Origin of the sequence: Methylobacterium sp. WL119 (assembly GCF_008039875.1) — a bacterium.
Classification (GTDB): Bacteria; Pseudomonadota; Alphaproteobacteria; order Rhizobiales; family Beijerinckiaceae; genus Methylobacterium.
This window is the reverse complement of sequence record NZ_VRUU01000011.1, coordinates 22,396-36,065: the sequence shown is the minus strand read 5'-3', so window position 1 is coordinate 36,065 and position 13,670 is coordinate 22,396. Positions and strand designations below refer to the sequence as shown.

General features: G+C 56.1%; 10 protein-coding genes. 4 read left to right on the top strand and 6 right to left on the bottom strand.

All coding sequences use genetic code 11. From position 1 onward, the window contains the following. Positions 1 to 85: 85 nt before the first annotated feature. From FV227_RS07185 to FV227_RS07165, 5 genes are all read right to left on the bottom strand, one after another. On the bottom strand, positions 86 to 2,389 hold the full coding sequence (locus tag FV227_RS07185) for a restriction endonuclease (RefSeq protein ID WP_147858660.1): 2,304 nt from the start codon (positions 2,387 to 2,389) through the stop codon (positions 86 to 88). A gap of 19 nt (positions 2,390 to 2,408) precedes the next feature. Further along, positions 2,409 to 2,645, bottom strand: a complete 237-nt coding sequence (locus tag FV227_RS07180; RefSeq protein ID WP_147858659.1) for a DUF4113 domain-containing protein — start codon at positions 2,643 to 2,645, stop codon at positions 2,409 to 2,411. A 112-nt stretch (positions 2,646 to 2,757) separates the two neighbouring features. Next, on the bottom strand, positions 2,758 to 3,081 hold the full coding sequence (locus FV227_RS07175; protein ID WP_147858658.1) for a hypothetical protein: 324 nt from the start codon (positions 3,079 to 3,081) through the stop codon (positions 2,758 to 2,760). A 386-nt stretch (positions 3,082 to 3,467) separates the two neighbouring features. Next, complete coding sequence (locus FV227_RS07170; protein WP_147858657.1) at positions 3,468 to 3,980, bottom strand: J domain-containing protein; 513 nt, start codon at positions 3,978 to 3,980, stop codon at positions 3,468 to 3,470. Positions 3,981 to 3,982: 2 nt separating this feature from the next. Beyond that, positions 3,983 to 5,053: a hypothetical protein gene (locus FV227_RS07165; protein ID WP_147858656.1), complete on the bottom strand. Its 1,071-nt coding sequence runs from the start codon at positions 5,051 to 5,053 to the stop codon at positions 3,983 to 3,985. Between the two features lie 461 nt (positions 5,054 to 5,514). Between FV227_RS07165 and FV227_RS07160 the strand changes: the two genes are divergently transcribed. From FV227_RS07160 to FV227_RS07150, 3 genes are all read left to right on the top strand, one after another. Beyond that, positions 5,515 to 6,312 (top strand): hypothetical protein, encoded by a 798-nt coding sequence (locus FV227_RS07160; protein WP_147858655.1) that lies wholly within the window; start codon positions 5,515 to 5,517, stop codon positions 6,310 to 6,312. Between the two features lie 410 nt (positions 6,313 to 6,722). Further along, a complete protein-coding gene (locus FV227_RS07155; RefSeq protein ID WP_147858654.1) occupies positions 6,723 to 7,985 on the top strand; it encodes an amidohydrolase/deacetylase family metallohydrolase in 1,263 nt (420 codons plus the stop codon). Between the two features lie 618 nt (positions 7,986 to 8,603). Further along, positions 8,604 to 9,746: a phage tail tip lysozyme gene (locus tag FV227_RS07150; RefSeq protein ID WP_147858653.1), complete on the top strand. Its 1,143-nt coding sequence runs from the start codon at positions 8,604 to 8,606 to the stop codon at positions 9,744 to 9,746. Positions 9,747 to 10,118: 372 nt separating this feature from the next. Here FV227_RS07150 and FV227_RS07145 read toward each other — a convergent pair whose 3' ends face one another. Further along, a complete protein-coding gene (locus tag FV227_RS07145) occupies positions 10,119 to 11,621 on the bottom strand; it encodes a hypothetical protein (RefSeq protein WP_147858652.1) in 1,503 nt (500 codons plus the stop codon). Between the two features lie 823 nt (positions 11,622 to 12,444). Between FV227_RS07145 and FV227_RS07140 the strand changes: the two genes are divergently transcribed. Next, positions 12,445 to 13,314, top strand: coding sequence for a DUF4336 domain-containing protein (locus FV227_RS07140; protein WP_246686398.1), 870 nt, complete (start codon positions 12,445 to 12,447; stop codon positions 13,312 to 13,314). The last annotated feature ends 356 nt before the right edge of the window (positions 13,315 to 13,670 follow it).

Here is a 13,670-nt window from a genome sequence, read left to right as displayed (position 1 = left end):
CAAGGATGTTATCACCCATATCGACTCGGCGCACGGACTTCCTGCGGGAAGGGGAGAGGGCTGGACTTAAACTTACGGGAAGCGACTATTTCAACGTTTGAAATAAATCATCAATCGCACGTTCGTCGGCACGATCGTCGGCCCGGCTCTCTCTCCACTCATCATAATAATGGTCTGCGCCTTGCTCTTGCTGTTCTTCGTAACCCGCTAGATGTTCCCTGACCATTGCGGCCTTTTGGGCAATATGACCGCCATAGATCGTTGCCATTTTATCCATGAAAATGGCCAGGGAATTTAGACCACCGCCATCATTTGTAAGGCCGTGCATATCATCCTCGACACCACTCTTTGCGTAATCGAGAAAGCTATCACCAACAGCCTTATTCTCATTATCAGTCAGCTCCGGCACCGCCCTTTCGGCGTATTCATCAATAAGTGCGAAATCGATGTAAGCGTTGCACGCATGAACATGATCGAAAAAGTCACTTCTTACCCGATCGTGCATGGATGGACTGGTCGCAACAATCCCCGTGGTGATCTTCTCCAATCGCTCAATGAGAGTGATGCTGTCCTCAAATTCGATATAACCATCGTTCCAATATCTCTCCAGTTCATCCATTGAAATTTTTGCTGTGTCCCAAATCTCCTTAGATTGCGTGATGTGAGCAATGCCGACGAGGCCATGCAATCGTTTTTCTGGAGAAATATCGTTGATCCTCAATGCTCTAATTTTATTAGTTTCAAATATCTCGTAAGCAGGGCGACTTACCGTTCGGTTGATCGCAGCTGTAAACGAAGCCATGTTTTGCTGCATGGCACTGCGGAACACGCCAACTTCCCCATTTCTAACACTCCAAAGGTATATAATTTGCGCGAAGTATATGGCCGAGGCTAACATATCATCGATATATCCTTTGTTATCTAACAGTAGGGACGTTAAGAAATCCGTGACGGATGGATTTATAAAATTAACGGCCGATCTCTCTATTGATATAAACGAGCCTTCAATCTCTCTAAGAGCGGCATTATATCCTTCCTCCGACATCGCAAAATTGTACTTTTTGCTTTGATGTGCATAGAGAGCAAGCCACCCAAGCTCGCATTGAGCCAATCTACTTGAGCCGCCAATATTATATAAGAACAACAAGAGGCTTCGTGCTGCGCTCGATATTTGATTGAAGAATGCATCGCGCCAGATTTCCTGCGGGTTCTCTAATATCGCTACCACAAAAGCCTGGTACTCGCTGGGCGGTGTTTTCTTAACTCGCCGATAGCTTGACAGCCATTCAATCAGGCGCGGGTTGAAGTTCCGGTGCTTGAGTATTTGCTTATAGAATGCATTTTCAAGAAGAGTATTTTTGTATTCATTCGGCAATTCGCTAAAATAAATATGGTTGTAGAGAATTTGAGCGCGCGCAAAATTGTTGTAATGCCCGAGTGTAAGAATGCATTTGTGCTCAACGATAGGGCTGTGCCGGAGCTTTTCAGACCCCATAAGGGCATTTGTAAAAATATGCTCGCGGGTGGTCATCACCAGTTTTGAATTTGGAGACTTCTGGATCATTTCAATAAAATCGACCAGCGCGGCATCCTCATTCCGCAATGCGAATCCCTGATTTTCGCGCAGGAAGGTTCGACCTAAGAAATCGTCGAAGTAAAATATCTGCGGAATGGACTTGTTGAAGAGCTTACGGCCTTCTGCGAGGCTAGTGGTGATGGCCACCGGGCGATAATCGAGTTCTAAGTATCGATAAATCAACATTTCCGCAAGAGTTGTTTTACCTATCCCCGGCACCCCAGAAATCACGACAACGTTATTGTCCTGTAAAATCTTCATCGCTGCGGGATAGGGGTCGTTCTGAACGTACAGTGGAAATTTCGCGATGATCTTGTCAATCTGAAAGTCGGTTTGGCAGTGCACGGCATTATGTAAAACGCGTTCTAGAATAGCTGTGCTCGTGAACCACAGCTTGAAGTTTGCCTTTTCAACTTCTGGATGCCGTTCCAGCATTAGGTTTATGTCAGTTTGTCCGTATATATCGCCAGTCGTGAGGATGTATGGATCAAAAAGCTTTTTGATCGCGTCTTTGTTCGCAGCCGTAAGACCGACTGACGTTGCTACACCATAACGCGTTGGATTGAGCTTTTTGACCTTTGGAAGCTCAGCTTCAAGCGCACTGTAAAGCTTGCTATATCCAGAGCTTGCGTAGTGCTTGCACTGAATAATTTCACTGCGCACCCCATTCGGGTTGCTGTAGCGGAGATCTATTCCGCCGTCCCGGCCACTCTTAAATGCTTCGAGCTTAACGCCCCATTCTGCACTTAGGAGACTGGCAATAAGAAGCTCAAAATCGAAAGGTGAGAGTTGCTTGAAATCGTAATGGGGCATGACAGCTTCAGTTGAGTGGTTAAACGCTTAAAAGTTCGCTCCATCGGGTGGTGAACCGGGGCGATAGGAACTCCACCCGCAGCTTCCAGCCGCGCTCGATGCCGGTACTAGCATAGCGCACTCGGTCACGGCCGTAGCGGTGGTTGAGGTGGTCCACCGCACCCATTAGTTTGACCCGGCGCGGATCGTCCGGCCGCAGGAACAGCGAGCATTGCACGGCCTCGGCCGGAGCTATGTCGAGCAGGAGGAAACGCACTTCTTGTCCTGGAACCCCGGTTTGTAGATCCCGCGCAGGCCCAAAGGGCCGCGCGGATCAAGCGGCTGGCGTCGGCCGTGGCGATCGTCAGCTTGACGTGTCTGGTCGCGTACTACTGCGCGTCCTCCGGCCGGTGTCGGTTGGTGTTGAGCATCACGATCACGGCCGGGGTCGCCAAGCCCTGCCGACGCATCTTCTCGGCCGCCCGCGACACGTAGGCGGTCAACGCCTCGGCCAACTTGTCAAAGCCCTCCACGGCCCGCCCGAAGCTGCGCAAGGTGCAGATGATCTTTCTGTCCGGGCTGTCCCGTTCGAGGTCGAGGCAAGGGGGTGCACTGTAGCTCCAACACGGTGCGCGGGAGTACAACGGCAAACCGCTGCCGAAGAGAGCTGGGTCGGCTTCGCAGAGCAGCAGAGTCAGGGTGAATTGGATCACAGACTGACTAGGATCTGTTCAGATGCTCGAACTTTCGCGCACCCCACTATCAAGCGGAAGCTCGCGCCGGGCCGCATGATCCTCAAACCGAAAGAGTTTACCTACGGCGTATCAAGCGCTGTCCCGGCACATACGGTTCTTCAGCTTCCGTAGTGAGATAGCTTTTCTTTCGAATTCGCTTCGGTGGTTTGGGATCAGTCCGTTTCGGACGAATGACTGTCCCATTCATCGAGGTTCCCACGCGTCCTTTTAAATTAGCCATTCGGTTTTTGCCATTGCTTGTTATCAAGCAAATCTAGCATCACCTCCGAGCTTCTTCATCAATCCATAGATGTAATTAAGGAGTATCATGCCTATATCAAAGCATGCTTACCGCATAAGCGCCGCTACCTACTAGATGTTATCTCTTCAAAAATCTGCTCAGCGGCGACAAAGCGAGCGTGAGCATGTTGCTTCAAATTGTCAGGATGTCGATCTGGATGAAGATTTAGCCGGTAGGCCCGTCGAGCGGCAGCAATGACGAACGCCGGACATTGCGGATGCAGGCCGACCTTCCGGAACAGCGAATCGTCGTCGTTCTGGACCGAGCACCGCAATGCACGGGCATCAATCAGTTCAGCCGTAAGGCTGCTGATTCGGCCTTGAGCTAAACGCAGCTCTGCAACGGCTTCGCACACATCGCGTTCGGCACGGCATCGTGCGATGTTCGCGGCTTCGAATTCCTCACTCAGGACGAGGAAAGCCGAAAGGCCCCAGCCGATCGCCGAAAGCGAAACGAGCGCGTAGATCGTTGGGGCATGGATCAACAGCGCGAAGGAGAGACCGAGGGCGATGACGCGCCCTGGAAAGCCAAGTACGAAGCGTGGCCATGGGCGCCCTCGCAACTGAAGCGACGACATCGTCACCCCTCCAGCTCCTCCTCAAGGTCGAGCCCCCACGGCATGTCGCCGCCATGACCACGCCAATCGTAGACGCCAAGAAGCTTGGCCGTTGCCTTTAGCTGTTCCTCGTCGCCGGGGACGTGGCAGCGGATTGCAACGCCGCATTTGGCCAAGTGCGCACGAACAGTAGCGGCACGGTCGTGAGGAAGAGACGCGTTACTTTTCATGTAGAGGCCATCAAGGACGTAGCCCTTAGACGTGTAGCGCAGTTCTGCGATCGCACCGGGCAGACTAGGATCAGGTTGATGCTCGATGAATAGGTACCGGCCGGTGACGACCTCCCCGATCTTACTCGCGAGACAATTGCCATAGCGGCGGCCGGCATCGAGCAGGGCAGGACCGCTGTCGAGCACGCGAAGTGTGGGATCGGCCACGAACGGTGAGGCGTAGACTGGCAGGCGGTCGAATCGCTCCGCCCAGCGGCGGAACCAGTGCGAGATCTTGCGCTGTTCCGAGATGCGATCGAGTGACTGACGCAACGCGTTATCGGTTGCCGTGCTGCATCGCACCCGAACGTACGCGACGGCGTTGTTGAGGGTTTGGGCCTCGGTCACGCTTTTGGTCCTGGCGAGCACACTGAGGTGCAGCATCGCGGAATCTAGAACGGCCAACCCTTCAATCTGGCCCGGCCGCAAAGGGCCTGTGGATTGGCCGAGCAGGCGCACCCGAAGTCGATCAGCCGGTTGGGGCGAATTGAAGACGCGCAGGAGAGTTGTGTAGAAAAGCGGGTTCTCGGCTGGCTCGGGACCGAGCCGGCGAAGGGTGCCGATCAGGCCATCGGGGACGGTGCCCAGAAGCGCTCGCAAAAGATGCTGCGGCCGTTGTGTGAGGAGCGCTGAGCCGAGGCGAGCGATGGGATCGATGATGGGTTCGGCATCGCTGCCGCCACAACGCGATAGAAATTCTGAAGGATCGAGCGTCGTGCTCATCTGACTGATGATCAGGAACATGACTTGACGGCGCAATGATCCCCACTGGAACGAAGTCGCAATAATTGACGGCGTCAGGGCGTCAAGCTCAATCGCCTTCATCAATGCCCATCCACCGTAGGGTCGGCATGAGCGCGCTGATAATTTCTGATCGGAGCAATTTTCTTCCAAGGCGATCTCCAATTAGGATGCTTGGAATTCTGCCTTAGAAGCCGCGAGCGTCAATTAATCCTGGAAGATTCTTTAGACTGTAGGACACGCGCTTCTTCACGACGGGTCACCTTTGCTTCGCTGCCTTCGTCGCTGAGCGTCAGATGCCTCCTCGGATTAACATCGACACTCGCAAGCGAATTCCCTCTGGACCGACTCATCGGAGGCTGCTATCAGGAAGGCAGCGCGGTTTTCGTGCACAACGGCCCTCGTAAATCTTTGTATATCCGTCAGCCTCGAAGCAGTCTGATACTTATAGTCGAAGTGTCTCTAGCGCTGCATTAGATCTAAATCCATTTCCTCAATCAATTTGGCTTATTAAGATGACCGCTACTATAATATTCGATGAGCGATTGGCTAACAAGTGCCAGAAGATCTTTGCCGTTTTTGCTCATCCAACCACGTCTGATCTGGAAGTTCTCGCATTTTCGCGAAATTTCGGAGAGAAAATCAACTCAGTCGAAGGCGGGTTGCGGGGAATATTCGAAAAAGCCCTTGCATGCAACGGAAACATTTCGAAGATCGTAGACGACCACAGGCGGACCGCCGCCGAGGTCGAAGCTTTGCGCTCTTCCCTGGCCCAAAAGGACGAATGCTTAGCGATAGCTGACGAGAAGTGTGGTCGGCTTGCACAGGAAAATGCCCTGCTTCAAGCTCGAATTGAGCAGCTAGAATCGGTCCAGACGAACGTTGATCGGTCGGAGACGCCTGTGGTTTCAGGACGCCCATCTCATGATCTTGGAATGGACGCCCGAGAATTCTTGGATACCGCCAAAGCTAAGTGCGGACAGGACAAGTGTAAATCTATCATAGCCCATGGGCTTGGCATTTCCGTGTCTTTACTGAACGCTCATTTGCTTACTGGTTACTTGCCTTACTCTCTGGCAGCCAAGTTTTCTGACTTAGGCGTTGAGGAGCTACAGCCCGCGTCACGCAATCGCTGGAATGACGACGAGCGTGAGCGCCTTACCTTACTGCTTGAGGAGGATCACTCCGACGACACCCTTGCATGTATTCTTTCGGCCGAGTTCGGGCGAAGAATCTTTGAGGGCGGCATTGCTCGTCAGAGGCGAAAAATTGCTAGAGCGAGAAGGTCCAACTCTGTTCCAAACTTCCGTACTGCATCATGGAAGAATGCCGCACTTCATTAGCGTAGACCAGCTTTCGTAAGTGTATGCGCGGCGAAGCGAGCGGCGGGCATCGTCGGCGTTTATGGAGTGCCGACCTTCATCTGCTCTGTTGCTTCCTACGAGCGAACAGTGACCATTGGCGCTCAGGAGCACGATACCCGTGTGCCAGACGCGCATCTGCGGCGTGTTTCGATCCGCCACCAGGGCCTCAAGCCGAAGGCGATTCGGAGCGTAGAGCGTGAAGGAGCGTCAGCTATCGATATAATCCTGAGTTATCGTCAACTCACGGTTTCTCCGGAATCTTGCAGCTTGGCAAATTCGAGAGCTACGCTTCGGTGCGGTGGCATCGGAGAACGCGCACCGTGCAACGGGACATGCACGCCGACGCACCGACCAACGGCGCGCGGCCGCGCCCTGAGGGAGGTTGTACCATGTACGATTTGTCGCGTCGTACTTGGCTCGGCCTCGCTGGCGCCATCGCGGCCGTAGGGCCGGCCGCCGCTGTGCCTGACCGCTTCGACTTGGTGATCAAGGGTGGGGAGGTCATTGACCCGAGCCAGTCGCTCCGGGCCAAGCGTGACGTCGGCATCCGCTTCGGCGTGGTGGCCGCCCTTGAGCCGGACATCCCCGCTGAGCGCGCCAAGCAGACGATCGACGCCTCCGGCAAGCTCGTCCTGCCGGGGCTCGTCGATCTCCACGCCCACACCTATCCCTATGGTTCGGCGATCGGCATCCCGGCGGATGAGACAGTTCCTTTCTCAGGCGTCACCACGGTCGTCTCGGCGGGCGACGCGGGCGCCAACAACATCGCGGCGCTCCGGCGCCACATCGCGGCACAAACCCGGACGCGGATGTTCGCGTTCATCCACATCGCCAACAACGGCCTGTCCGCCTTCCCGGTGGCCGAGTTGTACAACATCGACAACGCCCAGGTTGAGGCCTGCGCCCTGGCGATCGCCGAGAACCCGGACTTCGCCATCGGGGCCAAAGTCCGGATGTCCGAGAACGTCATCTTCAAGCATGGGGCTGAACCGCTGAAGCGGGCCATCCAGGCCTGCGAGATGTCGGGGCGGCCGGCGAAGGTGATGGTACACATCGGCGGCGTCGAGACGCCGGCGCTGATGAGTCAGATCCTCGATCTGCTGCGGCCGGGCGATATCCTCACACATTGCTACTCGGGAGCGCCCAACACCGCCGGTCAGTTGACGAACATCGTCCAGGACGGCAAGCTCCTGCCGGCAGCCCTGGAGGCCAAGCGCCGGGGCGTCGTGTTCGACATCGGCCATGGCGGCGGCTCGTTCGACTTCACCGTCGCGGAAGCTGCGATCGCGCAGGGTGCGCCGCCTGACACGATCTCGTCGGACCTGCACGTCTTCTCCGGCAACACCCCCGGAATGCCCTTCCTTCCGGTGGTGATGAGCAAGTTCCTGCCGCTGGGCTTCAGCCTGGAGCAGGTGATCGCGATGGCGACCCACAAGCCGGCTGGAATCATCGACCGCGTCCTGAAGCTCGGAACCCTTCAAGTCGGCGCGCCCGGCGATGTCTCGGTGATGGAGTGGGTCGAGCGCCCCCTCTCGATGGTGGACACCAGAAACAACCGCCGCGACGGCAAGGGCTTCTTGGCGCCGGTGCAGACGGTCAACAATGGCGTGCCGTTCGGCCGCCCCTACCAGTCGCCCTTCTCAGTGCGCTGATAGACGGAGCGTTAAGGGCTGCGCCTCGAACGCCGATAAGGTTCACGCCTATCGGGAATGCAAACGTTGCATCGACAAGCTCGTGGTCCATATCTGAGCTTGGTACCCACCTGCGAAGTCCGCAACGGGGTGGTTTGCTGCCGGTCTGCATTCTAGAAAAAAGTCGAGTAACCGGACTATCGCTCAGACGGCGACGCGCGACGGCTTCGCGCCTATTCCGGCCGTCCAGCCCCCCCGGATCTCTGAAGCAGATGCGCCAGCAAGGATCGCGAAAGCGCGCGCGGCGTGAATCGCAGCAATTCGTTCGCCTAGCAGTCGGTCTTCAGATTGGACGTGACTGTTTATAGCAACGGTCCGTAGGCCCCCCAGGAAATCGTCAGCGTAAGGCCATTGCGGCGCTCCACGGCTGGCGACCGTAGCGCGCTCTTGGCACGATCGCGAAATGCTGAGCTGTGACATCCGCTGCGAAGATGGGCCTCGGAAACAAAGCCGGCCACCAATCGTGTGCCATCACGCTTGTGAATTGTAGCCAACCTTTGATAGCTTCAACTGCGATAGACTCGGGAGGGTTCGACTTTGGCAAATTCTCGCAACAACGATGCAGAACATGTTTCGGCTTTGATCAAGATTGGCTCCGATCCTGACCAGATTAAGAAAGTTCAGACAGCCGCTGCAAAATCAATGAAAGGCAGTGGATACAAGTATCCGACGAAGTCATGTGCGGCGACACTGAGCCAATTTCTTCGAGCGGCAGGCATTGATGTTCCGGTCACAAGAGGCGCACAAAACCTCGCTGATCGGCTCCGCATAAATCGAAAGTGGAGCCGAGTTAAGGTTGGGAAGCAAGTAGCTGGTGACGTCGGTGTCTGTCGAAGTGTAAAGAACGACGTCGCAGGCGCGGACCACATCTATCTTGTTATCGACAATAAGAACGATGATTTGATGAATATTGTTGATAATCAAGCTCAAGGCAAAACTCACCCTCGCTACGCGAGTGGAAAGGGCCGGACTGCGACAGAATACTTCCTCAGGGCTCAAGCCGGCGAGATGCGGCTCGCCGAATTGGATGCTGGTGAACTCGATGAAAATCTTGTCGAAGATGAGGATACCAACGATCTTCCAGAGCCATTCATGGACGACGGCTCCCCCCGCATTGAAAATGAAGCGGGCGCCGTGAGTTTCAGAGAGGAGAGCGAAGCTGAGACGGAAGACTCGGAGGTGGACGTACCACTCGTCGAGGAGCTTGAAAGCGCTCGCGACCCACGAGCAGATCCAGCGTACTTCAGTGAGCTCATGTTCGCATCCGGCGATGCCGTGGGACCATTTGATCGGCTGGCGTCCCATCTCATGTCGGACCTGATAGCGGATTTCGGCCTTAACCGGGATCAGGCTGCGGGGATCGTCGGTAATGTGGGAGCCGAGTGCGGAGGGTTCTCCGTCTTACAGGAGCGGCATCCGATACGGCCGCCCGGCGGTTATGGGTGGTGTCAGTGGACCGGACCACGACGGAAGCAGTTTTTTTCGTTCTGTCATGAGAAGGGTCTGAGTGTCGATTCCTACGACGGCAACTTGGCCTTTCTCAGCCACGAGCTCAATACGTCCTACAAGAGAGTGCTGTCGAACATACAAAAGTCCAGAACCCTCGAAGACGCCACCAGTATCTTCCTAATGCAATTCGAGAAGCCGCTCACGCCCAATCTCCGAACTAGAGTTCGCTATGCTACGAGGGCTCTCCGGGCGTACGAAGCCTCAGGTAGCTGACAAGCCAGTCGCTTTGAGGCTGCATTAGCTAATGAGATTTGCGAACACGGAACGGCTCGCTCTTCGGCGAGCCGTTCTCCACATGGCCTTTGTAGCAGCGTACTGTGTCGCTGGCTCCAGGCCCGCTGCTCTTCCGTGAGCAGTCAGATAGTTTCCGGCCAGTTTCGGCCGTGCAGAGCCGTCCCGCTTAACGTCCGCTTCCGTGCATCGCACCAGCGAACCTGAATGGCTAGGTCGGGTTGGAAGGAGCCCCTCGCGGCGGGTACCAAACGAGGCATCGACGTGCTGGCCGCGCTGGAGGCTACGACAACCCGTGCGCCGTAACGGTGTGAATGGCAGGCAAAAAGCCGCCTCCCAACGTTGCGAAGTCTCCTACACCGAAGCCGACGCTTTCTTTGGCCGTCCTGGGCGGCGATAGTTACCTGCGGCTATCTTCTCGGCGCGCTGGCTTTCGCGCCGCTCCCTACCGCGCTTCCGCTCAATAAGCCGCGCCTGCTTTCTATGTTCGGCGTCCGAGGTGGCATCCGTTACGGCGGTTCGTTTGCTGGTCGCAGGCTTAGGGCGGGTGACATCCATGATCCCGGCATCGACAACGGGAATGAGTTCGACATCCGCAAAGCCCTGCTCAGACAGTCGTTCTTGTAGGTGATTTGCCTGCGAACGGTCATAGACGTAGATGTCATACCGACCGTCAAAATCATGATTACGTATGGCCCCACGCATCACAAATTGATAGACATCTTCGTCCTCTCGCGAAGCCTGAATATCTTCCCGGCTCAGACCAAGAAGTTCTAAAATCGGTTCGTCCGCACTCTGTGCTTTTGCCGAATATATTATTGCGCACCCTGTATGGTGGCGAAGTCCGTTACTGCCAGCCTGCTTTGGGGAACACCATTCGCCCGGAAATCGTTCGTCAAAGCACAGCTTGATTGCGTCATTGGAGGTCCAGAACCCAGGAAATTTCGTGGCTTCTAGATGCCTGGAGATCCGCACAAGGCAACGAACACCCTCTTTTTCTGCCCACCATTTGGTCGATCCGAGGTGGTCGGTGTAATAGTGGATTCGGATCTGTGGGTCCCCGGTGCGTTTGTTACCGGCATCGATCTCCCGGATCTCTACGTCCATGTTGCCGGCCTTGCGCACTGCGTGATCAACGAGGCTGCCTTTGTAACTGGCTGCGGTCATGCTCAAGCTGCTACATCCAACAAGATCTGATGGCGACCAGATCGACATCCAATCCACTGCCCGATTCTTCAAGCTGGCGTCCTTCCATTCCTGAATGTTGATAAGCGCCTTCTTGGCAGTCGCAGTCAGAGCGCGATGTAGTCTTGCTACATCTCGGTGAACGTCATTCATGATCTCTGAGCGGGTTAATGGCGCGATGCCCTCACGGGGACGGGCCACAGACCATCCTTTGCGTTCGCTGGGTTCAAGAACATAACGGGCATCGAGAGCCTGCCATGTCGCGCCGAGATTGATGCTGCCGGAAACGATACCTCCATCTGGAAGTTCGTCAATTCGAACGTTCCAATCGAAGAGGAGTTCTGAATCGAACTCGAACAAAGCTTGATGCGTAATGACGACGGCAACGTGGTCATCTTGGGCAGCATCCTGGAGGGCGTCACCGATCCGCCGCGCGATGTTTCCTCGTGTCGATTGATCGGAATGGATGGGCTTGACGCTCAGCGACGTCGAATTACTGCTGGAAATCGTCTTCAAGCTGGCGACATGTTCTTCCAGCAAGTCTTTACGCGGCACAACCAGAACGTAACGGCCGGGCTGCGTAGCAATTTCGTGCAGCATGTGCTGGGTCTTGCCACAGCCTGCTCGGCCACTCAGCACTGTAAGGCAAGGCTTCTTCTTTTCGTTCTTCATTTATCAAATAACTCCGTCCAGTGCATGTCTATATGAAGCAATACTGGATGTATTTAAGATGTCATAATCATTGGCTTAGAGCACTAAATAGATGTCGTTATTATCGAATAACGGCGGGATGTTTGCTTGGGGTCAACGAGCAAAGCGAGTTGGTCCCAAGTGACTTCACGCACAGAGGCATCTGGAGTTCGAAGGCGAAGCCGCGAACGACAGAATGCCCTGTCACCAGTATGGCTTCTATCGGAGCGAATTTCCGATCCAAAAGCTGAACTTTGGAACAGATTTCATAGGCCCATCCGACCTCGGCACTTCAGTGCCTCGCCCGGACGTCCCGACTTCGCGCTGCGTGTCCGTTCGCTCCGCTTACGAACCCGGCTTCGCGCTTCGTCCGTCTTCGATGTTTGAAATTGAGAAAAGATATGTTGTTGAATTGATCATGGCCCCATCCGACCTCGGCCAGGGCCTCACTCGGATGTCACGCCTCGGCGCGATGGGCTCGCTCGCTCCGCTTCCGATCCCGATTTCGCGCCTTCGGCTTCGTTCAATACTGCAAGGTGGCATGGTTTTCTCGTCGAAACCTGACACTTCTCGCCCAACGCCGCAGGCGTCCCTAGACATGCAGCGGACACGAATTCGATTCCGGGAGAGGAATTCCATTCTGGGAGAAATCTGTGCGAGTGACAGGTTAGAGCCTGTGCATTCCGGAACGAAAAGTTTCGCTCGTCCTTCCAAGCGGGAGCGCCATAGCATGGGCGTGCGGGACCCGAACGCCCTGGCCTAACGTTCCTTCATGGGGAACGCGAGCAGGCAGGAGATCGATGTCGTGACCGACCACATCAGCTATCCGCCATTGAATACGCCGAAGCAGGTTGCCGATGGCGTCTGGATCGTAGACGCCGCTCCGGTTCATGCGGGAGGCATACCGCTACCCATCCGCATGACGGTGCTGCGGCTTACAGGCGGTGAGCTGCTTCTCCATTCGCCGGTTCCGTACCGCCCGAGCCTCCGGCGTGCTTTGGAGGCGCTGGGCCGCGTCCAGCACCTTGTGGCCCCGAGCGTCGGCCACTGGATGTTTCTCCGCGAGTGGCAGGCGGCTTGCCCGAACGCAGTCACCTGGGCAGTGCCGGGGCTTGCGGATCGGGGACAGGTTCGGCGCTCAGGTGTTCGGATCGACGCGGAGCTGACGGACCGGCCGCCTCGCGTCTGGGCGGATGAAATTGACCAAGTGCTAGTCACGGGGCCTGTGTTCAAGGAGGTCTGTCTCTTCCATCGGCCGAGCCGGACGCTCCTCCTCACGGACCTCGTCATCAACCTGGAGGGCGCCCTCCTGCCGATCGGGTCACGTACCCTGGCCCGCATCCTCGGGATCGTCGCACCGGACGGAAAGGCGCCGCTCTACCTCCGGCTCCTCCTCCGCATGAACCATCGAGCGGTCACGCAAGCAGCTTGGCGGCTCGTCGCCTACAACCCGGATCGGGTCATCTTCACACATGGGCAATGGTTCAACCGCGACGCTGCGTGGCAGCTCCGGCGCTCGCTCTCGTGGCTGCTTGGGCCGACAGGACTGGAACGCCGGCTCCCCGAATTCAGCGGATCGAATGTCGCAGCGCCACGAACTTCTACCCTGCTGGTAGGCGCAGCCGTGGTGAGCGTGCTTGCGGTGTTCGCAGTTGGCAGACGACGGAGGCGGTGAACCGTTTGCGGTTTTAGCCCGCTCTATCGACGCAGGGGCTTTTCCGCCGTGGTCATGCCATATATTGCCTTAATCGCAGCAATCTCGCGGCAGCAATTGGCCCTCTTAGAAGTATGATGCATCAACGTCAGCCCGTCCCTGGTCCAGCATCGCTGACCGTATGGCCCACCGACATGAGCACGAAGGCGACAGAGCCAAGGGAGCTGCCCAGCCTCCAAGAGGCGCTGGACGAGGCCCTTAAGGCGCTCAACGAAGGCACCGGGACGCCTTGGGTGACCACGAGCGAAGGGCTCATTCTATCGCCGGCCCATCTCAGAGGCATGCTGCATTCGTCTTGAAGCCTAGAAGGGCACCAA